This window comes from Streptomyces fradiae ATCC 10745 = DSM 40063 (assembly GCF_008704425.1).
GTDB classification, from domain to species: Bacteria; Actinomycetota; Actinomycetes; order Streptomycetales; family Streptomycetaceae; genus Streptomyces; species Streptomyces fradiae.
The window spans coordinates 5,947,275-5,969,913 of sequence record NZ_CP023696.1 but is presented as its reverse complement, the minus strand read 5'-3'; the positions used below and the strand labels follow the sequence as shown (position 1 = coordinate 5,969,913).

At 74.5% G+C, this 22,639-nt stretch carries 16 protein-coding genes and 1 pseudogene; 6 read left to right on the top strand and 11 right to left on the bottom strand.

All coding sequences use genetic code 11. From position 1 onward, the window contains the following. Positions 1 to 354: 354 nt before the first annotated feature. Both CP974_RS26050 and CP974_RS26045 read left to right on the top strand, forming a co-directional pair. Positions 355 to 2,040 carry a ribonuclease J gene (locus CP974_RS26050; RefSeq protein ID WP_031130722.1) on the top strand — a complete coding sequence of 562 codons (1,686 nt, stop codon included), beginning with the start codon at positions 355 to 357 and terminating at the stop codon, positions 2,038 to 2,040. A 102-nt stretch (positions 2,041 to 2,142) separates the two neighbouring features. Further along, positions 2,143 to 2,892, top strand: a complete 750-nt coding sequence (locus CP974_RS26045; protein WP_031130724.1) for a polyamine aminopropyltransferase — start codon at positions 2,143 to 2,145, stop codon at positions 2,890 to 2,892. Positions 2,893 to 2,955: 63 nt separating this feature from the next. Here the strand turns inward: CP974_RS26045 and CP974_RS26040 are convergent, their stop codons facing one another. Then, the gene (locus CP974_RS26040) at positions 2,956 to 3,372 is read right to left on the bottom strand and encodes a MerR family transcriptional regulator (protein WP_031130726.1); all 417 of its coding nucleotides are present in this window, start codon (positions 3,370 to 3,372) and stop codon (positions 2,956 to 2,958) included. A 396-nt stretch (positions 3,373 to 3,768) separates the two neighbouring features. Between CP974_RS26040 and CP974_RS26035 the strand changes: the two genes are divergently transcribed. After that, positions 3,769 to 5,262, top strand: coding sequence for a SulP family inorganic anion transporter (locus CP974_RS26035; RefSeq protein WP_031130728.1), 1,494 nt, complete (start codon positions 3,769 to 3,771; stop codon positions 5,260 to 5,262). A 75-nt stretch (positions 5,263 to 5,337) separates the two neighbouring features. On the opposite strand, the gene CP974_RS26030 is transcribed toward CP974_RS26035, so the two are convergent. The 5 genes from CP974_RS26030 to ggt form a co-directional block, all read right to left on the bottom strand. Then, positions 5,338 to 6,351, bottom strand: a complete 1,014-nt coding sequence (locus CP974_RS26030) for a TIGR03842 family LLM class F420-dependent oxidoreductase (protein ID WP_031130730.1) — start codon at positions 6,349 to 6,351, stop codon at positions 5,338 to 5,340. Positions 6,352 to 6,361: 10 nt separating this feature from the next. Next, positions 6,362 to 7,765, bottom strand: coding sequence for a dihydropyrimidinase (gene hydA, locus CP974_RS26025; RefSeq protein ID WP_031130732.1), 1,404 nt, complete (start codon positions 7,763 to 7,765; stop codon positions 6,362 to 6,364). Between the two features lie 262 nt (positions 7,766 to 8,027). Then, positions 8,028 to 9,338, bottom strand: a complete 1,311-nt coding sequence (locus CP974_RS26020) for an aspartate aminotransferase family protein (protein ID WP_051840017.1) — start codon at positions 9,336 to 9,338, stop codon at positions 8,028 to 8,030. Next, the gene (locus CP974_RS26015) at positions 9,335 to 10,177 is read right to left on the bottom strand and encodes a nitrilase-related carbon-nitrogen hydrolase (RefSeq protein WP_031136197.1); all 843 of its coding nucleotides are present in this window, start codon (positions 10,175 to 10,177) and stop codon (positions 9,335 to 9,337) included. Before CP974_RS26015 ends, CP974_RS26020 begins: the two co-directional genes overlap by 4 nt. A 393-nt stretch (positions 10,178 to 10,570) precedes the next feature. Then, positions 10,571 to 12,460 (bottom strand): gamma-glutamyltransferase, encoded by a 1,890-nt coding sequence (gene ggt / locus CP974_RS26010; RefSeq protein ID WP_031136196.1) that lies wholly within the window; start codon positions 12,458 to 12,460, stop codon positions 10,571 to 10,573. 81 nt (positions 12,461 to 12,541) lie between these two features. Here ggt and CP974_RS26005 point away from each other — a divergent pair. Beyond that, a pseudogene (locus CP974_RS26005) lies at positions 12,542 to 13,249 on the top strand (hypothetical protein); the annotation flags it as partial. Between the two features lie 504 nt (positions 13,250 to 13,753). Here CP974_RS26005 and CP974_RS29800 read toward each other — a convergent pair. Next, positions 13,754 to 14,362: a hypothetical protein gene (locus tag CP974_RS29800; protein WP_158935935.1), complete on the bottom strand. Its 609-nt coding sequence runs from the start codon at positions 14,360 to 14,362 to the stop codon at positions 13,754 to 13,756. 241 nt (positions 14,363 to 14,603) lie between these two features. Here CP974_RS29800 and CP974_RS25995 point away from each other — a divergent pair, with 241 nt between their 5' ends. Continuing rightward, positions 14,604 to 15,797: a L,D-transpeptidase family protein gene (locus CP974_RS25995; RefSeq protein WP_031128470.1), complete on the top strand. Its 1,194-nt coding sequence runs from the start codon at positions 14,604 to 14,606 to the stop codon at positions 15,795 to 15,797. A gap of 212 nt (positions 15,798 to 16,009) precedes the next feature. Beyond that, positions 16,010 to 17,677: an alpha/beta fold hydrolase gene (locus CP974_RS25990; protein WP_031128471.1), complete on the top strand. Its 1,668-nt coding sequence runs from the start codon at positions 16,010 to 16,012 to the stop codon at positions 17,675 to 17,677. 197 nt (positions 17,678 to 17,874) lie between these two features. On the opposite strand, the gene CP974_RS25985 is transcribed toward CP974_RS25990, so the two are convergent. The 4 genes from CP974_RS25985 to pcaDC form a co-directional block, all read right to left on the bottom strand. Continuing rightward, entirely contained in the window at positions 17,875 to 18,321 is a 447-nt protein-coding gene (locus CP974_RS25985; RefSeq protein ID WP_031128472.1) for a DUF6278 family protein, read from the bottom strand. Between the two features lie 170 nt (positions 18,322 to 18,491). Continuing rightward, on the bottom strand, positions 18,492 to 19,271 hold the full coding sequence (locus tag CP974_RS25980; RefSeq protein WP_031128473.1) for an exodeoxyribonuclease III: 780 nt from the start codon (positions 19,269 to 19,271) through the stop codon (positions 18,492 to 18,494). 36 nt (positions 19,272 to 19,307) lie between these two features. Next, complete coding sequence (locus CP974_RS25975; protein ID WP_031128475.1) at positions 19,308 to 19,940, bottom strand: MBL fold metallo-hydrolase; 633 nt, start codon at positions 19,938 to 19,940, stop codon at positions 19,308 to 19,310. Between the two features lie 552 nt (positions 19,941 to 20,492). Further along, entirely contained in the window at positions 20,493 to 21,779 is a 1,287-nt protein-coding gene (gene pcaDC / locus CP974_RS25970; protein ID WP_031128477.1) for a bifunctional 3-oxoadipate enol-lactonase/4-carboxymuconolactone decarboxylase PcaDC, read from the bottom strand. Between the last annotated feature and the right edge of the window lie 860 nt (positions 21,780 to 22,639).

The window sequence follows — 22,639 nt, the reverse complement described above, 5'->3', positions numbered from 1 at the left end:
GGCCGTTCCCCGGGCCCGCATCCCGGGGTCACCCGGCCGTCGGTCCGGGGGCCGGGACGGCCCCCGCGCCGTTCGCGGTCGCCAGGCCGCCCGACCCGGGCGCGCGGCACCTTCCGGCGTCCTCGCGGCGTCCCCGCCGGTCGTGCCGGTGGCCGTCGGAGAAGGCCCTCACGCCGGCGAGGCGCCCCGGCCGTTCGGGTTCCGCCGCTCCTCGGCGGAGCCGATGCCGTACGGCGGCTCCCCTCACCCGGGTGGCCGGAAGGCCGGCTGCGGGGCGCCCAGGAGGGTGCGTCAGGGGGGTGCTCCGGAGGGGTCCGGAGATCACCGCGGCGCACCCTCCGGTAACGTGAGGGTATGAGTCATCCGCATCCCGGGCTGAAGCCCCCGCCGCCGCTGCCCGAGGGAGGGCTCAGGGTCGTCGCCCTGGGCGGCCTGGGCGAGATCGGCCGGAACATGACCGTGTTCGAGCACGCCGGCAAGCTGCTCGTCGTCGACTGCGGGGTGCTGTTCCCCGAGGAGACGCAACCGGGCGTGGATGTGATCCTGCCGGACTTCACCTCCATCCGGGACCGCCTGGACGACATCGTGGCGGTGGTGCTGACGCACGGGCACGAGGACCACATCGGCGGCGTGCCGTATCTGCTGCGGGAGCGGCGGGACATCCCGGTCGTCGGGTCGAAGCTGACGCTGGCCTTCCTGGAGGCCAAGCTGAAGGAGCACCGCATCCAGCCCCGCTCGGTGCGGGTGAAGGAAGGCGAGCGGCGGCGCTTCGGGCCGTTCGACTGCGAGTTCGTGGCGGTCAACCACTCCATCCCGGACGGGCTGGCGGTGGCGATCCGCACGGCGGCGGGCCTCGTGCTGCACACCGGTGACTTCAAGATGGACCAGTTCCCGCTCGACGACCGGATCACCGACCTGCGCGCCTTCGCCCGGCTCGGCGAGGAGGGCGTCGACCTGTTCCTGACGGACTCCACCAACGCGGAGGTCCCCGGTTTCACCACCTCCGAGCGCGAGCTGAACCCGGCCATCGAGCAGGTGATGCGGACCTCCCCGCGGCGCGTCATCGTCTCCAGCTTCGCCAGCCACGTGCACCGCATCCAGCAGGTCCTGGACGCCGCCCAGCAGAACGGCCGCAAGGTCGCCTTCGTCGGCCGTTCGATGGTCCGCAACATGGGCATCGCCCGCGAACTGGGATACCTCACCGTCCCGCCCGGTCTCGTGGTGGAGACGAAGGAGCTGGAGAAGCTCCCCGACCACCGGATCGCCCTGGTGTGCACCGGGTCCCAGGGCGAGCCGATGGCCGCGCTGTCCCGCATGGCGAACCGGGACCACATGATCCGCATCGGCGAGGGCGACACCGTCCTGCTCGCCAGCTCCCTCATCCCGGGCAACGAGAGCGCCATCTACCGGGTGATCAACGGCCTGACCCGGTGGGGCGCCAACGTCGTCCACAAGGGCAACGCGAAGGTGCACGTCTCCGGGCACGCCAGCGCCGGTGAACTCGTCTACTGCTACAACATCGTCAAGCCGCGCAACGTCATGCCCGTGCACGGCGAGTGGAAGCACCTGCGGGCCAACGCCGACCTCGCCATCCGGACCGGGGTCGATCCCGACCGGGTCGTCATCGCCGAGGACGGCGTCGTCGTCGACCTGGTCGACGGCCGCGCCTCCATCACCGGCAAGGTGCCCGCCGGCTACGTCTACGTGGACGGCATGACGGTGGGCGGCGCCACCGAGGCGTCCCTGAAGGACCGGCGCACCCTCGCCGAGGAGGGCGTCGTCACGGTCGTGGCCATCGTCGACGCCGACACCGGCGCCCTGGCCGAGCCGCCCGACTTCCTGGCCCGCGGATTCGTGCACGACCAGGCCACCTTCGAGGCAGCCGTCCCCGTCATCGAGAAGGCCCTCGCGGCAGCGGCGGAGGAAGGCATCGGAGACGCGCACCAACTGGAGCAGCTCATCGCACGGGCCGTCGCGAACTGGGCCTTCCGCAGCTACCGCCGCAAGCCCCTGATCATCCCCGTCATCATCGACGCCTGACGGCCCCGGCCCGTTCCCTTCGGCCAGCCCGTCCCCCTCTCCACCGCGACGGCTCCGGGTGCGCACCCGCCGGTCCCGTGACGCGGGAAAGGCGACTTCCGGATGACCATGCGTTTCGAGGAGATCGACTGGCGTCCGACGCCCATGGGGGACATCAGTCTGCGGCGCCGGCGGGACCCGGTGTCCGGGACCGACGTCCACGAGGTGAAGCTCGGCGACGAGTTCCTGATGTCCAGCCTCTTCACGGCCGGCGAGATCGCGCTCGCCCGCCTCGGCCTGGCCCGGCTGCCCGCCACCGGGCCGGGCGCGGCCGGGCTGGACGTCGTCGTGGGCGGTCTCGGACTCGGCTACACCGCCCGCGCGGCGCTGGAGGACCCCCGGGTCCGCTCGCTGCTCGTCGTCGAGGCGCTCGGCGAGGTCATCGACTGGCACCGGCGCGGACTCGTACCGCTCGGTGCCGGCCTGGCCTCCGACGCCCGCTGCCGGTTCGTGCACGGCGACTTCTTCGCCATGGCTGCGGACTCCGGCGGTCTCGACCCCCAGGCGCCGGCGCGCCGCTTCCACGCCGTCCTGCTGGACGTCGACCACTCACCGCGCCACGTGCTGCACCCCCGGCACGCCGCGCTCTACGAGCCCGCCGGGCTCCGCGCCCTCACCGAGCGCCTCCATCCCGGCGGGGTCTTCGCCCTGTGGTCGAACGACCCGCCGGACGACGCGTTCACCACCGTGCTCGCGGGCGTCTTCGCGGAGGCGGAGGCCGCGGTCGTGGACTTCCCCAACCCCCTCCAGGGCGGCACCTCGTCGAACACCGTCTACGTGGCCCGCACGCACACCCGTACGGAGGCGGGCTGAGGGGCCTGGCGCCCTGGACGCCACCGGGGCGACCTCCGGGCAGCCGTCCGGGCTCGGTACCGCCTACGCGCGCTGCGCGCCGACCTCCCGCACACGACGGCGCAGCGTCGCGGCGAAGTCCTCGGCCATCTCCAGCCGCGCCCGCGACGCCTCGCAGCGGGCGTCCATGACCTCGCGGTAGGCCTCGAGCCGTTCCGTCAGGCGGGCCCGCTCGTCCTCCGACAGCGCAGCCGCCCGCGTGTCGGCGGCCTGGTCGATGAGCTCCAGCAGCTCCCGCATCTCCTCCAGCGAGAAGTCCAGCGGCTTCATCCGGCGGACCACCATCAGCCGGTCCACGTCGCGATCGGTGTACAGCCGGAACCCGCCCTTGCTGCGGGCGGACGGGGTCACCAGTCCCACCTCCTCGTAGTGCCGGATCGTGCGCAGCGACAAACCGGTCCTCTCAGCGACCTCACCGATCTGCATCCGCCGCTCACTCATCGACACGTCTCCCCTATCCGGTGCACACCCGTTGCGGTGCCGGAGGGGCCCAGGGGATGTGCATCACTCACAGGACACGGGGTGCGTCGACCCGCCCCCCGCGACCCCCAGGCCACACTCTGCCCTCACGTCAGGGTAGAGTCTTCTGTCCGACCGCCCCCGCCGCCCGCCGCGCGGCGGCCGGCGAACCCGCCGAAGCGGGCCCGACCGGGTCCCGGCGGCACACGACGACTTCCGGGCCATGATGCCCGACCGGCAGCCACACGGTGCCGACCTGTCCGGCGAGGCCCCCGCCCAGAAGGCCGTGCCGCCGGGGCTCCCGCCCGGTGTGGAACGAGTACGAAGCGCGGGTGCGTCCAGCGGTCGGGCGCATGCGCCCGACACGGAAACGGTTGCATGTCCTCACCGCTCGCCGCTGTGCCCAAGCCGTCCCGGCCGGACTGGCTCGCCTCCCCCGAGGTCTTCCGCACCGAGGTCCTCGCCGGGCTGGTCGTGGCCCTGGCGCTGATCCCCGAGGCGATCTCGTTCTCGATCATCGCCGGTGTCGACCCGGCCATCGGGCTCTTCGCCTCCTTCACCATGGCCGTGGTCATCTCGGTCGTCGGCGGCCGCAAGGCGATGATCTCCGCCGCCACCGGCGCCATAGCGCTGGTGATCGCCCCGCTGAACCGCGAGTACGGCCTCGGCCACCTGATCGCGACCGTCATCCTCGGCGGCCTGATGCAGATCGTCCTCGGCGCGCTCGGCGTCGCCAGGCTCCTGCGGTTCGTCCCGCGCAGCGTCATGGTCGGCTTCGTCAACGCCCTCGCCCTCCTGGTCTTCCTGTCCCAGGTGCCGGAGATGCGCGACGTGCCGTGGCCCGTCTACCCGCTGGTCCTGGCCGGCCTGCTCATGATGGTCTTCCTCCCGAGGCTCACCACCGTCGTACCCGCCCCCCTGGTCTCCGTCGCCGTGCTCACCGTCCTCACCGTCGGCGCGGGCCTGGCCGTGCCGACCGTGGGCGACAAGGGCGAGCTGCCCTCGTCCCTGCCGGTGCCGGGGCTGCCGGACGTGCCGTTCACGCTGGACACCCTGACCACCATCGCCCCGTACGCCTTCGCGTTCGCGCTGGTGGGACTGATGGAGTCGCTGATGACGGCCAAGCTCGTCGACGACATCACCGACACCCGCTCCGACAAGACCCGCGAGTCCATCGGCCAGGGCGTCGCCAACATCGTCACCGGCTTCTTCGGCGGCATGGGCGGCTGCGCGGTGATCGGCCAGACGATGATCAACGTGAAGGTGTCCGGGGCCCGCACCCGTCTGTCCACCTTCCTCGCCGGCGTCTTCCTGATCGTCCTCGTGGTCGTGTTCGGACCGGTCGTCTCCGACATCCCCATGGCCGCCCTCGTCGCCGTCATGATCATGGTGTCGGTCGCCACCTTCGACTGGCACTCCGTCCGGCCGAAGACCCTCCAGCGGATGCCGCTGGGCGAGACCACCGTCATGGTCGCCACGGTCACCGTCGTCGTCGCCACCCACAACCTGGCCGTCGGCGTCATCGCCGGCTCGATCATCGCCATGATCGTGTTCGCTCGGCGGGTGGCCCACAGGGCCGAGGTCACCGGAGTCGTCGGCCCCGACGGCAAGCAGGTGGTCTACGCGGTCACCGGCGAGCTGTTCTTCGCCTCCTCCAACGACCTCGTCCACCGGTTCGACTACCAGGACGACCCGGACGACGTCGTCATCGACCTGTCCGACGCCCGCATCTGGGACGCCTCCTCGGTCGCCGCCCTCGACGCGGTAGAGACCAAGTACGCCCAGCGCGGCAAGAAGGTCACCCTCATCGGACTCGACCAGCCCAGTGCCGAGATGCACGGCAGGCTGGCCGGACAGCTCACGGGCCACTGACCGCCCCCGGCAGCCCGTTCGCGGCTCCCGGCGGCAGTCCGCCCGCGAGCGCCGTCCCGCCGGGACGTACCGCGCTCAGCCGAGCGGCGGGATGACGTGGGAGCCGTAGGCGTCGATGGTGGCCTCCTTGGCGTCGTGCATGGCGTAGACGGCGAACTGGTCGGCGCCGAGGTCGCGGAGGCGGCGGAGCTTCTCGACGTGGGCCTCGGCGGGGCCGAGGAGGCAGAAGCGGTCGACGATCTCGTCGGGCACGAAGTCCGCGGACGGGTTCCCGGCGCGGCCGTGGTGGCTGTAGTCGTATCCCCGGCGGTCCTTGATGTACGCGGTGAGGGCCTCGGGCACCAGGTCGGAGTGCTCGCCGTAGCGGGCGACGAGGTCCGCGACGTGGTTGCCGACCATGCCCCCGAACCACCGGCACTGGTCGCGGGCGTGGGCCAGCGCGGACGGCGAGTCGTCGGCCGTGACGTACGCGGGCGCCGCGACGCAGACGGTGACCGACGCGGGGTCGCGGCCCGCCTCCTCGGCGGCCCGCCGTACCGCCCGCACCATCCACTCGGTCAGGAAGGGGTCGGCGAGCTGGAGGATGAAGCCGTCCGCCTTCCGTCCGGCGAGGGCGAGGGCCTTCGGCCCGTAGGCGGCCATCCACACCGGCAGCCGGCCGTCGCGGATCCAGGGGATGCGGATCGGGGTGCCGTCCACGACCGCCTCGCGGCCCTCCGCCAGGTCGCGGATGACGTCGATGGCCTCGCCCAGCCGCGCCAGGGTGTTCGGCCTGCGGCCCGCGACGCGCATCGCGGAGTCGCCGCGGCCGATGCCGCACACCGTCCGGTTGCCGTACATGTCGTTGAGCGTGGCGAAGGTGGAGGCGGTCACCTCCCAGGCGCGGGTGCCCGGGTTGGTGACCATGGGCCCGACCGTCAGCCGCGCGGTGTGCTCCAGGACGCGGCTGTGGATGACGAACGGCTCCTGCCACAGCACGGCCGAGTCGAAGGTCCAGCCGTAGCGGAAGCCGTTGCGCTCGGCGCGGCGCATCAGGGCGACGACGCGGGAGGCGGGCGGGTCGGTCTGCAGGACGAGTCCGAAGTCCATGCGGGGGCTCCTAGCCGAGGTACTGGCAGGTGGAACGGGGGGTGTACACGCCGTGCCCGGCACGGCCCGTGTAGATGCCGCGGTCGATGACGACCCGGCCGCGCGACAGGACCGTCTCGACCCGGCCGGTGACGGTGCGCCCCTCGTACGCCGAGTAGTCGACGTTCATGTGGTGGGTGCGGGCGGACAGGGTCTGCACGGCCGCCGGGTCGTACACCACCAGGTCGGCGTCGGAGCCGGGCGCGAGGGTGCCCTTCTTCGGGTAGAGGCCGAACATCCGGGCCGGGGCCGCGCAGGCGATCTCGATCCAGCGGCGCCGCGAGATGTGCCCGTCGACGACCGCCTGGTGGAGGAGGTCCATGCGGTGCTCCACACCCGGCAGGCCGTTGGGGATGCGGGAGAAGTCGCCCCGGCCCAGCTCCTTCTGGCCGCGGAAGCAGAAGGGGCAGTGGTCGGTGGAGACCACCTGGAGGTCGTCGGTGCGCAGCCCCCGCCACAGCGCCGCCTGGTGCTCGCGCGGGCGCAGCGGGGTGCTGCACACGTACTTGGCGCCCTCGAAGCCGGGCTCCGCCAGGTTGTCGGCGGAGAGGAAGAGGTACTGCGGGCACGTCTCGCCGAAGACGGGCAGGCCCAGGTCGCGGGCGGCGGCGAGTTCGGCGACGGCCTCCCGCGCCGAGACGTGCACCACGTACAGCGGCGCTCCCGCGACGCGGGAGAGCTGGACCGCGCGGTGGGTCGCCTCCGCCTCCAGCAGGGCGTGGCGGGTCTCGCCGTGGAAGCGGGGGTCGGTGTCGCCGCGGGCGAGGGCCTGCTCGACGAGGACGTCGATGGCGATGCCGTTCTCGGCGTGCATCATGACCAGCCCGCCGTTGAGCGCGGCCCGCTGCATCGCCCGCAGGATGCGGCCGTCGTCGCTGTAGAACACGCCGGGGTACGCCATGAACAGCTTGAAGGAGGTCACGCCCTCCTCCACCAGCAGGTCCATCTCCTTGAGCGACGAGCCGTCCACGTCGGAGAGGATCATGTGGAAGGCGTAGTCGACGGCGCACTTGCCGTCGGCCTTGGCGTACCAGGCGTCGAGGCCCTCGCGCAGGGTGTGGCCGACGCTCTGGACGGCGAAGTCCACGACGGTGGTGGTGCCGCCCCAGGCCGCGGCGCGCGTGCCGCTCTCGAAGTCGTCGGAGGCGAAGGTGCCACCGAAGGGGAAGTCCAGGTGGGTGTGGGCGTCGACACCGCCCGGCAGGACGTACCTGCCGGTGGCGTCGATGACGCGCTCGGCGGTCCAGGCCGCGGCGGCCTCGCTGCCGTGGGCGGCGAGCGCGGCGATCCGGCCGTCCTCCACGAGGACGTCGGCGTGGGTCTCCTCGGCGGCGGTGACGACGAGGCCGCCCCGGACGAGGGTGCGGGTGCTCATGGTGTGTCGGCCCTTGCTGTGGCGTACCGGAGGACCGCTGCGGGTCCCGGGCGGGGTGGGTGGGGTGGGGCGCGGAGGGGTGGGGTGGGGGCGCGGGGGCGCTGCGGGCGGGCCGACCGAAGGGGGCCCGGGGAGGGCGCTGCGGGCCGGCCACGCGGGGAGGTGGCCGCGGGCGGGCGTACCGGCCCACCGGCCTGCCCGCCTGCCCGCCCCGTCCGCCTGCCCTCCCCGTCCGTCTGCCCGCCTGTCCCGCCTGTCCCGCCTACCGCAGGACGCGCAGGGCCCGTTCCAGGAGGGCGGCGCCCTCCTCGGCCTCGGCGACGGTGAGCGAGAGCGGCGGGGCGACGCGCAGGACGCTGGTGTCGTGGCCGCCGCCCTTGCCGATCAGCAGCCCTTCCGCGCGGGCCGCCTCCAGTACGGCGGCTGCGGCGTCCGGGTCGGCCGCGCCGGTCGCCGGGTCGGCCAGCTCGACGCCGATCATCAGACCGCGTCCGCGCACCTCCCGTACCCGGTCGACCCCCGCCGCGACGGCGCGGAGCCGTTCGGCGAGGAGGCCGCCGACGCGCCGGGCGTTGCCCTGGAGGTCGTGTTCGAGGAGGTACGAGAGGTTGGCGAGCGCGGCGGCCATGGTGACCGGGGAGCCGCCGAAGGTGGAGATGGAGTTGGCCGTCAGGCAGTTCATCACCTCGGCGCGGGCGACGACCCCGCCGACGGACATGCCGTTGCCGATGCCCTTGGCGAAGGTCAGGATGTCCGGCGGCCCGCTCGCGGCGTGCGCCTGCCAGCCCCAGAAGTGGTCGCCGGTACGGCCCCAGCCGGTCTGCACCTCGTCGCTGATCCACAGGATGCCGTGCCGGTCGAGGACCTCGCGGAACGCCGCGTACAGCCCGTCCGGCGGGGAGGTGAAGCCGCCGACGCCCTGGATCGGCTCGGCGATCAGTGCGGCGACGTCCCCGGTGTGGCCGATCAGGTCCTCCAGGTCGGCGACGCACGCGGCGGTGAACTCGGCGTCGGGCAGGTGCGCGAAGGGCCCCCGGCGGCGCACGGCCCCGTGGACGTACAGCGTGTGCAGACCGGACAGGCCCGTGGTGGTCCAGGAGCGGTTGCCGGTGACGGAGACGGCGGAGAAGGACCGGCCGTGGTAGCTGTTGCGCATCGCCAGGACCTGGTTGCTGCGGCGGTAGGCGGTGGCGAGCAGGAGCGCCGTGTCGTTGGCCTCGGTGCCGGAGGTGGTGAAGAAGACCCGCGCGTCGCGGATGCCGGAGAGCGCGGCGATCCGCTCGGCCAGGTCGACCATGGGGCGGTCGAGGTAGAGCGTCGAGGTGTGGATGACGCGCCCGGCCTGCTCGGTGACGGCCTTGGTGACCTCGGGGAGGGCGTGGGCGGTCATGGTGGTGAGGATGCCGCCGAAGAAGTCCAGGTACCGGTTGCCCTCGGCGTCCCACACGTGGCGGCCCTCGCCGTGGGTGATCTCGATGGGCTCGTCGTAGTAGAGGGAGAGCCAGTCGGGCAGGACGGCGCGGTGGCGGTCGTGGAGGTGGCGGTGGGCGTGGAGATGGTGCTGTCCGGTCACGGTCGTACCAGCCCTTCGTACGCGTCGGGGCGCCGGTCCCGGTAGAAGGCCCACTGCCTGCGCACCTCGTCGATCAGCCCGAAGTCGAGGTCCCGCACGAGGAGTTCCTCCTCGCGGTCGGAGGCGGGGTCGCCGACGAGGTGTCCGCGCGGGTCGACGAAGTAGCTGGTGCCGTAGAAGTCGTTGGTCCCGTACTCCTCGCGGCCCACCCGGTTGATGGCGGCGACGAAGTAGGCGTTGGCGACGGCGGCGGCCGGCTGCTCCAGCCGCCACAGGTGGGCGGAGAGGCTGCGGTGGGTGGCGGACGGGTTGTAGACGAGCTGGGCGCCGTTGAGGCCGAGCTGGCGCCAGCCCTCCGGGAAGTGGCGGTCGTAGCAGATGTAGACGCCGACGCGGCCGACGGCGGTGTCGAAGACGGGCCAGCCGAGGTTGCCGGGTCGGAAGTAGAACTTCTCGTAGAAGCCGTCGAGCTGGGGGATGTGGTGCTTGCGGTACTTGCCGAGGTAGGTGCCGTCGGCGTCGATGACCGCCGCGGTGTTGTAGGCGAAGCCGGGCCCCTCGCTCTCGAAGACGGGGGCGACGACGACCATGCCCGTCTCGCGGGCCAGCCGGCGCATGCGGGTCACGGTGGGACCGTCGGGGACCGGCTCGGCCCAGAGGTGGTGCGCGGCGTCCTGGACCTGGCAGAAGTACGGGGCGTTGAACACCTCCTGGAAGCCGATGATCCGCGCGCCCCGCTCGGCGGCGTCGCGGGCGTGCTGCTCATGCTTGGCGATCATCGATTCGGTGTCGCCGGTCCAGGTCGCCTGGACCAGCGCGGCACGCACGATCGGGGGCATGCGGGTGCTCCTTCGGCTCGGCGGCGGAGAGCCTGTGCGCATGGAGAGCGGTGAGTAGGAGGAGAAGGTACGCCCCGTCACACCCCGGAAGCCGAGATCGCCGCCGCCTGCCGCCGGACTCGATCACGTTTCACACCCGACTGGTCCACAAGGTGCGCCGCGGGGACCGGGTGTGCACGAGGCTGCCCGGCTCACCGCTGCCCGGCGCGCGGTTGCCCGGCGCGCGGTTGCCCGGCGCGCGACGCGGGCGTGCGGGCGGGCGGGCGCGTATGCGGCGCCCGCACGCCGGGGTCGCGGGGGCCGCGCCGGGGGTACGGGGCCGCGCCCCGGGAAGGGCCGCGCCCGGGTGCGGGCCCCGGCGCCGGGCGGGCCCGGGGAAGGGCCCGCCCGGCCTCAGCCCGCCGGGCGGACCACCATCGCGGAGCCGCCGCCCCGCCGTACCGTCTCGGCCGCGGCGAGCCAGCGGCCGTCCGGAAGCCGCTGGACGCCCGTCGCGGCGCCGATCTCCGGGGTCTCGCGGAACGTGTGGCCCAGGGCGGCGAGGCGGGCGCGCAAGGGGCTGTCGTACAGGGCCGGTTCGAGGTCGGTGACGGGCTGGTTGCGCTGGCTGGCGCGGGGCGCGGCGATGGCGTCGACCAGCGGCAGGCCCCGGTCGACGACCCCGGTGAGGGTCTGCAGGACGGTCGTGATGATCGTGGCGCCGCCGGGCGAGCCGAGCGCGAGCACGGGCCGGGCGTGCCGGTCGAGGACGATCGTCGGGGACATGGAGGAGCGGGGGCGCTTGCCGGGGCCGGGGAGGTTCGGGTCGTGGACCGCCGGGTCGGCCGGGGCGAAGGAGAAGTCGGTCAGCTCGTTGTTGAGGAGGAAGCCCCGGCCGGGCACGGTGATGCCGCTGCCGCCGGTCGACTCGATGGTGAGGGTGTACGAGACGACGTTGCCCCACCGGTCGGCGGTCGTCAGATGGGTGGTGTTCTCGCCCTCGTACGTCGTCGGCGCCGCCCGGCCCGACGTGCCGCACGGCCGCGGTGCGCGCGGGTCGCCGGGGGCGAGCGGGCTGGTCAGCGCGCGGTCGTCGCGGATGAGGCAGGCCCGCGCGTCCGCGAACCGCTGGGCGAGCAGGCCCCGCACCGGCACGTCCTCGAAGGCCGGGTCGCCGACCCAGCGGCCCCGGTCGGCGAAGGCGACGCGGCTCGCCTCGATCAGCCGGTGGAGGTACGTCCTCGGGGTGGCGCGCCGCAGGTCGGTGCCCTCCAGGATGTTGAGCGCCTCGCCCACGGTGGTGCCGCCCGACGAGGAGGGCGCCATGCCGTAGACGTCCAGGCCCCGGTAGGTGACCTTCGTGGGGCGCCGGTCCACCGTCTCGTACCGCGCGAGGTCCCGGACCGTCAGGTCGCCGGGGCGGACGATGCGGTCGGCGCCGGGGCGGACGGGGGGCCTGCGCACGGTGCGGACGATGTCGCGGGCGAGGGCGCCCCGGTAGAGGGCTCCGGCGCCGTGGCGGGCGAGCTCCTCGTAGGTGCGGGCCAGGTCGGGGTTCTTCAGGACGGTGCCGACGGCGGGTGGGGCGCCGTCCGGGAGGAAGAGCGCGGCGCTGGCCGGGAAGTCGCGGAACCGCTCCTCGTTGGCGCGGGTCTGCGCGCGGAACGTCTCGTCGACGACGAAGCCGTCCCGGGCGAGCCGGACGGCCGGCGCCAGCAGTTCCCCGAGCGGCCTGGTGCCCCAGGCCCGCAGCGCGGCATCCCAGGTGGCGGGGGTGCCGGGCGTGCCGACGGAGAGGCCGCTGGTCATGGCCTGCGCGAACGGGACGGGCTCGCCGTCCTCCAGGAAGAGGGAGGCGTCCGCGGTGCGGGGCGCGGTCTCGCGGCCGTCGACGGTGTGGACGGTGCGGGTGCGGGCGTCGTAGTGGACCAGGTAGCCGCCTCCGCCGATGCCCGCCGAGTACGGCTCGGTGACGCCGAGCGCGGCGGCCGTGGCGACGGCGGCGTCGACGGCGTTGCCGCCCGCGCGGAGGACCTGGACGCCGGCCGCCGAGGCGTCCGGGTCGACGCTCGCGACGGCGCCCCCGTACCCGGCGGCGACCGGCACCTTGGCGGGGGCGGCGGGCACCGGGGCGGACCCGGCGAGCGGGCCCGCCGGGGCGGCCGGGGCGGTCCGCGTCCGCTCGACGGCGGACGGCGGAACGGTGTGGGGCGGGGCGGCGGACGGCGGGGCGGCGGCCACCGCGGTGACGGCCGCGGCGGCGACGACGGCGAGGGAGACGTTCCGTACGGTGGGGCGACGCATCCGGGTACCTCCAGTCAACGGCCGTCCGCGCAGCGTAACTTCGCGGCACGCGGCGCGTCAGGACCGCTAGCATGCGCGCCCATGGACCAGGACCTGTGGAACATCGTGCTCGGCGTGGCCGCCAGTGGGCTCAGCGCGTCACTCGGATGGCTCGCCCGTACGGCGCTGTCCCGCCGCAGGCTCCGCCGCAGGCAGGGGTTCTTCGGGCTCCCCGACGACTCCGACTGCCTGCTGGTGGTCAACCGGGAGGCGGGCGGCGAGGGCGTGCACCGCCACGACGTGTTCGCCCTGCTGGAGCTGTCCGCGCTGATCCGCGACTGCGGCGCCAGGCCCCGGATCGTCCGGCACGACCAGGCCGTGGAGGGCTTCGGGGACCGTACGGAGTTCTGCCTGGGCGGGCCGATGTCCAACCAGCGGATGGCCGCGCACCTGCGCACCCTCCTGCCGGGGCTGGTGCTGGAGCGGGGCCCCGGCACCAGCCCGGACCTGTACCGGATCGGCGGCGAGACCTACCGCGCGGAGCACGGCGTCAGCGAGTACGCGGTGCTGGCGCGGCTCACCGCGGGCGAGGGGCGGCGCCCGGTGTTCCTCTTCTGCGGGCAGAAGGCGATCACCAACCAGGCGGCCACCCGCTACCTGGTCCGCCACCACGAGGAGCTGGCCCGCCGGCACAAGCGCGGGTCGTTCGCGCTGCTGCTCAAGGTGGTGAACTCGGAGGCGTACGGGCCGGACGTGGTCGAGCTGGTGGCCGACGTCACCGACGCCGCCACCCGCCCGGCCCCCGCTCCCGTCCCGCGCCCGGCCGCCCCGGCGGACGACGCGCGGACGACGGAAGCCGCTCCGGGCGCGGCGGCACCCGGAGCGGAGGGGACGGGCGCGGCGGACGCCCCGGCCACCGCCGCGGACACCGCCGCGGACACCGCCGCGGACACCGCCGCGGCAGCCGACGGGCGCGAGGCGCCGGACACCGCGGGCAGCGCCCGGCCACCCGCCAGAGGCGCCTCGCCCCGCCCCCGCCCCCGCCGCTGACCTCCCGCCACCCGGGCCCCCACGGCGCCGGGCAGGCCCGCCCGGCCGGACGTCCGGGGATTCACCGCTCGCGATCGGGGCTCCGCACGGGGGCTTCTGCGGCCGTCTCGACGACTTCGGGGCCAGGCCCACCGGGTCGAGGCGCGCAAGGCGCTCCGCGATCCGGTTCCTCCCCGGGGCGGGAGGGGCGGTGGGGTCCCGCGGGCCCGGTGACACCGGGGGCCGGGCGGGTGCCGGGGCGCTCCGGCTTCGACCGGTGGGGCGTCAGGCGTCCGGGTTCCGGCCGTTCGCGGCGGCGCGGACGCGTTCCACCTGGAGCCGTGCGAACGAGCCGAGGGTCTTCTCGTCGGCCACCTCGTACCCCTGCATCCGGATGACCACGGCACCGGCGCGCATCACGACCTCGGCGTCCCCGTCGGTGTCGGCGAACGCCTCGGCCGCTTCGGCGCCGGTGTCGACCTTCAGCTCCCGGACCGTCCCGGCGTCCCCGCGGTCCTCCGCGAGCGTGCCCTTCATCGCGACGGAGGCGTTGTCCACGGTGTCGAAGGCGAAGACGTAGTACCGGATCCGCTGGTCCGTGCCGCCCTGGCTGGAAAAGCGGCCGCCGCCCGCCGCGGCGAGCCCGGCGCAGTTGGACGCCGTCACGTCCTGGCAGGCGTCCAGGGCCCGCTCCCCGGTGAGGGCCTCGGGGTCGCGCCCCTTCCAGCCCTCCGGTGCGGACAGCCTGCCCGGCAGCGCCATCAGCATCCGGCTCCCGTCGAGGGTCAGCGGCCTGCCGTCCTCGTCCGTCCAGTCGCCGCCCCCGCCACCGCACGCGGTCAGGGCCAGCATCAGCGCCGCGGCCCCCACGATCCCCCGTTGTGCACCAGCCACCGGTCTTCCTTTCCTCGGCCATGTTGTTGATCATGTCCACTCAACCGCATGCCGGGGTGCCACCTCAAATCCGTTACCCGGCCGAGTTCTTGCCGTGGTGCGTTCGGGACCTCCGTGCACGAGAGAGCGCACGGCGAGGGGGCCGCGCGCGACTTCCGCGAAATTCTCACGTCCCTCGCAACCCCGCGCCCCCGTTCCCCCTCTCTCCCTGCGACGAGAGAACGCAACGGAGGTCGTCCCCTTGAGCCGCACACACGCCCGTATCCTGCTCCGCACCACCGCCCTCGCCGGTACCGCGGTTCTGACCGCGGCGCTGACCGCGTGCTCGGGCGGTGGCGGCGGCTCCTCGGCCGGCGACGCCGCCGGGGACGGCAAGGCCAAGCCCGAGACCCGCATCACCGTGAACCTCACGGGCGAGCGGGCCAAGCCCGGCACCCCCGTCCAGGTCACCCTGGCGGAGGGCAGGCTGGCGCAGGTCACCGTCACCGACTCCAAGGGCGCCACCCTGGAGGGCAAGGTGTCCGCGGACGGCCGCACCTGGACGTCCGCCCGCAACGCCGCCCCCGGCACCGGCTACACGGTGGAGGCGCGCGACGCGGACGGCGGCACCGCGAAGGCCGGCTTCGCGACCGCCCCGCCGGAGAAGGTCAACAAGCTGAGCCTCGCCCCCGGGAAGAACAGCACCGTCGGCATAGCCCAGCCGCTGTCGATCGTCTTCGACCACCCGGTCAAGAACAAGGCCGCCGTCGAGAAGGCCCTGAAGGTCACCACCTCGGACAACACCGAGGGCTCCTGGGGCTGGATGCAGGACTGGTCCGGCAAGGACCGCGTCGACTGGCGGCCCAGGGAGTACTGGAAGGCGGGCACCGAGGTGACGCTCGACGCCCGCCTCAACGGCGTCGACTCCGGGCCGGGCGGCGGCTGGTTCGTCCGCGACTACCTGACCGGCTTCACCGTCGGGAAGAACCAGGTCGTCAAGGTCGACCTGGACGGCCACCGGCTGAAGCTCGTCCGCGACGGGCAGGTCGTCCGGGACGTCCCCATGTCGGGCGGCACGCCCGGCGGCCAGAAGGCCTCCTGGCGCGGCCGTACGGTGCTGATGTCGAAGGAGGGCACGATCAACATGCGCTCCGAGACCGTCGGCCTCGGCGACGCGTACGACAAGATGGTCGACTACTCGATGCGGCTCACCTGGTCGGGGATGTACGCCCACGCGGCGCCGTGGAACGCCCGGTACATGGGCAACGCGAACCGCAGCTCGGGGTGCATCGGCATGACCGACGCGGACGCCGCGTGGGTGTACGGCCAGGTCCAGGTCGGCGACCCGTTCGAGATCGAGGGCGACGACGCCAAGGGCACCCAGGCCGTGAACAACGGCTACGGCGCGTGGAACGTCTCCTGGAGCGAGTGGCAGGCGAAGAGCGCCCTGCGCTGAGCCGCCGCCCCTCCCCGCGCCGCCGCGACGCCCCCGCCGCCGCCCGGCCGGGTCCCTTCCGGGGGCCCGGCCGGGCGGTGCGGCGTGACGGCACGCAGCCCGCGGCCATCGTTACCGCGACGTGATCATCCAGGGTGTTACCTTCGGTAAGTCATGGCGGTTACCGTCGGGTCACCTTCCACCACCGCTGACACGCGAGTGAGGAGTGACCCGTGGGACACACGCGCACCGCCGTGCGGACGGCGGCCGTCGGCACGGCCGCGGCCGTCCTGGCGACGGGGGCGGCCTTCGGGCCCGCCCCCGCCGCCTCCGCCCAGGCAGCCCGAGCAGCCCAGGCGCCCCAAGCCCCCGATGCCGCCGCAACCGCCGCGGTCGCCGACACCGCAGGGCCCGCCGCGACCTCCGCGACCTCCGCGACCGCCGGCGTCCGGTTCGTCGACATCGCCGGGGACGGCGGCACCGTGCTCAAGGCCAATGTCGTCACCCCCGCCGGGACCGGCCCGGCCGACCGCCACCCGCTCGTCGTGCTGCCCACGAGCTGGGCGACGCCGCAGATCGAGTACCTCGCCCAGGCCCGCGCCCTCGCCGGCACCGGGTACGTCGTCGTCACGTACAACTCGCGCGGCTTCTGGCAGTCCGGCGGGGAGATCGAGGTCGCCGGCCCGCCCGACATCGCCGACGCCTCCGCGGTCATCGACTGGGCCCTCGCCCACACCCCCGCCGACCCCGACCGCGTCGGCATGGCCGGCGTCTCGTACGGCGCCGGCATCAGCCTCCTCGCCGCCGCGCACGACCGGCGGATCAAGGCCGTCGTGGCGCTCAGCGGCTGGGCCGACCTGATCGACTCCATCTACAGCGGCCGCACCCAGCACCGCCAGGCCGCCGCCTTCCTCGGCGGCACGGGGCAGCTCACCGGCCGCCCCGGGGCCGAACTGCGGCGCGTCCTGGACGGGTTCCTCTCCTCCGACCTCTCCCGCGAGCAGGAGATGATCGACTGGGGCCGCAAGCGCTCCCCCGCCACCCACGTGGACCGCCTCAACGCCAACGGCACCGCCGTCATGCTCGGCAACGCCTGGGGCGACACCTTCTTCCCGCCCAACCAGTACGCCTCGTTCTACGAGAAGCTCACCGGCCCCAAGCGGCTGGAGCTGCGCCCCGGCGACCACGCCACCGCCGAGGCCACCGGCCTGCTCGGCCTGCCCAACGACACCTGGACCAGCGCCCGGCGCTGGCTCGACCACCACCTGCGGGGCGTCGACAACGGCGTCGACCGCGAACAGCCCGTGCGGCTCAGGTCCCGCACCTCCGGCGGCTACGAGGACTACCCCGACTGGGCCTCCGTCGGCACCCGCGAGCGGCGCCTCGCCCTCGGCGGCGAGCGGGGCATCCGCACGGGCCTCGACTCCGGCGCCAACGGCGGCGTGGTCCTGCTCTCCAACGCCCTCGACCAGTTCCTGGGGCTGCCCCCGACCGTCTCCGTGCCGCTGCTCCCCCGCTCGTACGCCGCCGTCTGGCAGTCGGAGCGGTACCCCACCGCGCAGCGGGTGCGCGGCACGGCGAGGCTGCACACCACGGTCACGCCGACGGCGGCCGGCGGCACCCTGGTGGCGTACCTGTACGACGTGGGGCCGCTCGGCGTCGGCAAGCTGGTGAGCCACGCCCCGTACACCTTCCACGGGAGGGTGCCGGGCGAGCCGTTCACGGTGGACCTGGAGCTGTTCTCGACCGCGTACGACGTTCCCGCGGGGCACCGGCTCGCCCTGGTGGTCGACGCGGCGGACCCGCTCTACACCGAGCACAACCCGGCCGGCGCGCGGCTGACCTTCTCCTCGCCGCCGTCCGACCCCTCGTACCTGTCGGTGCCGCTGCGCGCGGAGTGATCTCCGGCCGCCGCCGGACCGTGCTGGGAGCCCTCCTGCCCCGCGCGAATGCCTGGGCCTGCGCAAACTATCCAGCGCGGAACGGCACTTCACACCCCGACACGGAAACGGGGCAATAGCGGTATTTCATGATGAAGCGTCACGTCCGCGGGGCCCGGTGGTACCGGTCCCCGCGGACGCGCGCCGGGCCGACGGCGTCAACGCCCCTCGGCCGCCTCGCCGTACGTCTGGGAGAGCTGCGGCGATCCGGTGATCGCCCAGTCCAGGCCGGCGCCGACGACGTCGATCTCCCGCCCCGAGGCCAGCCGCACCACGGCCCGCCCGCCGGGCAGCACGTCCCACGCGGCACCGGGCACGGTACGGACGACCACGGTGCCCAGGTACAGCCCCGCGTCGTTGCCGAACCACGGCAGCTCCTCGGGGTCCTCGCGCCAGCGCGGCGGCAGCTGGTCCAGCGCCACCAGGGAGCCCGGCGTGTCGTCCAGCGGCACCCCTGCCTCCTCGGCCCGGGCGCGCAGCAGGGAGCACTCGGAGAGCAGTTCCGCCACGCCCTCCGGGTCCCGCTCGAAGGCGGAGGCGAGGGGCGCGGGGTGAGCCCCGCCGTCGCGCCGCTTGCGCCAGGAGTCCAGGAAAGGCAGTTTCATACGGCCCAGCGTGACACCGGTCGGGGCGCCGTACTACAGGGCGCGCGGGCCGGCCGCGCCCCGGTGCGCGGGCCGGCCGCCCACCGGGCTCGCGCACCGGGCTCGCGCACCGGCGGCGGTCCGCCGCCCGGCACCGCCGCGCGGGCCCACCGGACGACCGGGAGGCGTCGTCAGACCTCCAGGTCCACCACGACGGGGGCGTGGTCGGAGGCGCCCTTGCCCTTGCGCTCCTCGCGGTCGACGTAGCCGTCCCGCACGGCGTCGGCGAAGGGCTTGTTCCCGTACACCAGGTCGATGCGCATGCCGCGGTTCTTCGGGAAGCAGAGCTGGCGGTAGTCCCAGTACGTGAACGGGTGGTCGTACTTGAGGGGGCGCGGCACGACGTCGCTCAGGCCCGCCCCGCGCAGGCCCTCCAGCGCGGCCCGCTCGGGGGCCGTGACGTGCGTGGAGCCCTCGAAGGCGGAGCGGTCCCACACGTCGTCGTCGGTGGGCGCGATGTTGAAGTCGCCGAGCACGGCGAAGGGGCGGGGGCCCGCCGCGTCGTCGGCGACGGCCGCCCGCAGCGCCTCCAGCCAGCGCAGCTTGTAGGCGTAGTGGTCGTGGGCGACCTCGCGGCCGTTCGGCACGTACACCGACCAGACACGGACGGGGCCGCAGGTCGCGGAGAGGGCGCGCGGCTCCTCCACGCCCTCGTACTCCGGCCCCCCGGGCAGGCCCGTGACGACGTCGTCCAGGCCGACCCGGGAGATTAGGGCCACGCCGTTCCACCGGCCCGTGGCGTTCACCACCGACTCGTAGCCCAGCTCGCGGAGCTCGGCGGCGGGGAACTGCTCGGCGGTGCACTTGGTCTCCTGGACGCACAGCACGTCCGTGCCGCTGCTCTCCAGCCAGGCCAGGAGGCGGGGCAGCCGAGCGGTGATCGAGTTGACGTTCCAGGTCGCGATGCGCATGTCGGACAGCCTAACGGCGGGGTCCGACAGCGGCCCTCACAGCTCGGTGTACGCCCCCGGCGCGAGCCTGCGGTGGTCGGTGCCGCCGAGGGTGCCCACGTGCCGGTCGTAGATGGGCCGGGCCAGCGGGGTGAGCAGCGCGTCGTGCACGTCGACGGCCCGCAGCGGCTTCACCTCGCGGACGTAGTCGATCACCTCGGAGATCTTGTTCCAGGGGGCCATGACCGGCAGGAAGAGGGTCTCCACGGGGCGGCCGGGGACGGTGAGGGCGTCGCCGGGGTGGAAGACGGAGCCGTCGACCAGGAAGCCGATGTTGGTGACGCGGGGGATGTCCGGGTGGATCACGGCGTGCAGCTCGCCGTGGACCTCGACCTCGAAACCGGCGGCGGTGAAGGTGTCGCCGTGGCCGACGGTGTGGACGCGGCCGGGGAAGGCGGCGGAGAGCTGGTCGGCGACACTGCGCAGGGTCCAGATCTCCGCGGCGGGATTCGCCTCCATCCCGGCGCGCAGGCGGTCCTCGTCGAAGTGGTCGGGGTGCTCGTGGGTGACGAGGATCGCGTCGGCGCCGAGCGCCGCGTCCTGCTCGCTGAACCCGCCCGGGTCGATGACGAGGGTCTGTCCGTCCTTCTCCAGCCGCACGCAGGCGTGTGCTTTCTTGGTCAGCTTCATGCCCCCATCCTGCCCGGCCGGGCGGGCCCGGGTCCCCGGAAGGCGGCGGGTCGGGCACGGCGGGGTGTCCGTGGCCCTGTCGCTCGGGCGGGCCACCGGCGGGCCGGTGGGCTTCCGGCACGGCGGGACCCGGCTCCGACGGGCGCGTTACCCGGATGGGGGCGGGGCAGCGGTGGGGGCGGGCCCGGTGGGAGCGGGGGCATCGGAGGGGGCCGGTGCCCAGACGGGGCCGGGGCCCTGGCGGGGGCACGGGCTCCGGTGGGGGCGGGGGCCGCGGCTGGGGCGGCGCCTCGGCGGGCGTCGAGGCTCCGGACGTGACGGGCCGGGCCGCCGTCGGGACCGGATGTGCCGACGGGCGCGGTGTTCGGCGGGGGCGGGTTCGGCAAGGACCGGGACGGCGGGTGGGGCCGGCGGGTGGGTGACGGGGCATCGGCGGAGCGCGGGCCTGGCGGGGACCGGGGCTCCGGAGGGGCGCGGGGCTCGCCCGGTGGGGGGCCCGAGGCGCCGGCGGGCGGGGCCGTCGGAGGCGCGCCCGCCGGCCCCGCGCCGGGCTCAGTCCCCGAGGGTGGTCTCCTGGCGGATGACGCGGGCCGCGACGCGGAAGGCGGCGTTCGCGGCGGGGACGCCGCAGTACACGGCGGCCTGGAGGAGGATCTCGCGGATCTCCGTGGGCGTCAGCCCGTTGCGCAGGGCGGCGCGGGTGTGCACGGCCAGCTCGTCCAGGTGCCCGCCGGCGGTGAGCGCGGTGAGGGCGACGCTGCTGCGGGTGCGCCGGTCCAAGCCGTCGCGGGACCACACCTCGCCCCAGGCGTACCGGGTGACCAGCTCCTGGAAGTCGCGGGTGAGGTCGTCGGCGCCGTCGAGGGCGGCGTCCACGTGGGCGTCGCCGAGCACCTCCCTGCGCAGCCGCAGGCCGGGCCCGTACGGATCGGCGCGGTGCGCGGCGGGCGGGGCCGCCGGCGTCGGCACGTGCGCGGGCGGTACGGCGGCGGGGGCGGGCCCGGCGGGCGGCTGGGCGGCGGGGGGCGGCGCGGGTGCGGCGAGCGCCGTGAGGGTGTCCTGCCAGGAGGCGGCGAAGTGCCCCGCCAGCAGGTCGGTGACGGCCGCCGGCTGCTCGACGGGCGCCAGGTGCGCGGCGCCGGGCACGACGGCGAGCCGGGCGTCGGGTATGCCGGCGACGAGGGTACGGGCGGCCGCGGGGCCGGCCACGCGGTCGTCGGAGCCGACGAGGACCAGGGTGGGCACCCCGACGCGGGGCAGGTCGGCGCGGACGTCGAACGCGGCGAGCGCCTCGCACGCGGCGATGTAGCAGCCGGGGTCCGTGGTGCGGACCATCTGCACGGCCCAGTCGGCGATGGCGGGCTGGGCGGCGGCGAAGGCCGGGGTGAACCACTGCTCGGGCGCCGTGCGGGCCATGGGGTCCATGCCGTGGGCGCGGACGACGACGCCGCGCTGCCGGTACTCGTCGGCGGTGCCGAACCGCGGGGACGCGCCGACCAGGGCGAGCGCCGCGAGCCGCTGCGGGGCGCGCAGGGCGAGGTCGGCGCCGACGGCCGCGCCGATCCCCGCCCCGGCGTACCCGAACCGCTGGACGCCGAGCGCGTCGAGGGTGGCGAGCAGCCGCCCGGTGAGCCCGGCCACCGACGACACGGCGTGGGCGGGGGCCCCGCCGTGGCCGGGCAGGTCGAAGCGCAGCACCCGGTGGCGCGCGCTCAGCTCGGCCGTCTGCCGGTCCCACATGTGCCAGGTGGCGCCCAGTGAGGGCCCCAGGATGAGGACCGGCGCGTCCTCCGGCCCGTCGAAGCGGTGCTGCAGGGTGTTCGGTGGTGTCTCGCTCACCCTTCGGACCGTCTTTCTCTCACTGGATCTCACTCGTGCGGCCAACAACCTAACGGCTCCCGTTCCGTGCGGTCGACGGGTCCCCGGCCGAGGAGGACCCGGCCGGGACTCCGGACACGGCGGTCCGGGACCCGGCGGGGGGCGATGGTGCCGTGGGGTTGGGCACGGAGAGGCGACACGCCGGTGAAATCCCTTGACCGCCGTCCGCTTCCCGCCACCGCGCACGGCCCGTTTCACCGGGGCGCCGATTCCGCTTCGCGCCGGCGCGGCCACTCCCACCTGCGCGGAATACCATCGTCATCGCATTCCTCGCACCCCCTCCTCCACCCCTGCGGCCAGATACGTATCAGCCCTTCGAAGACGTGCTGTTGAACGCGGAAAAATCACCGGTCACACTGAGGACTGTGGCCGCCATTGGCATTTGGCAACGGCAAGGTGACTCCGCCGCCTGTCATTTCCGCGATTTCGTTGCCCGCTCCGCGACCATTGCGGGACGTCGCTCGCCTCAGGCATGCCTGGAGATCGCCGATTCGGCCGGAAACGCGCGGCCGGATCCGCGCCGAAACCGGTGCCCGGAAGCCCCGCGGATCCCTGCGGAAATCCCCCCGTACCGGGCCGTGCGAGAAGGCTCTCCGGCCATGCGGCGCATGCCCGCGCATTCTCGGCGTCGTATCGGAACCGCGAGAGGTTCCCGACGATCACGGTACGGCGCCACCCGGTTTTCCGTGTCCTCCCCTCAGCGCGGGTGCGGCCCTTTTCCCCACCTGTCGCGCCGAGGCCCGGCGCCGTTCCCCATGCCGCCGCCGGCGGGTACCCGGACGCGCCCGTGGACGCGCCTGCGTGCCCCCGTCGCGGCCCGC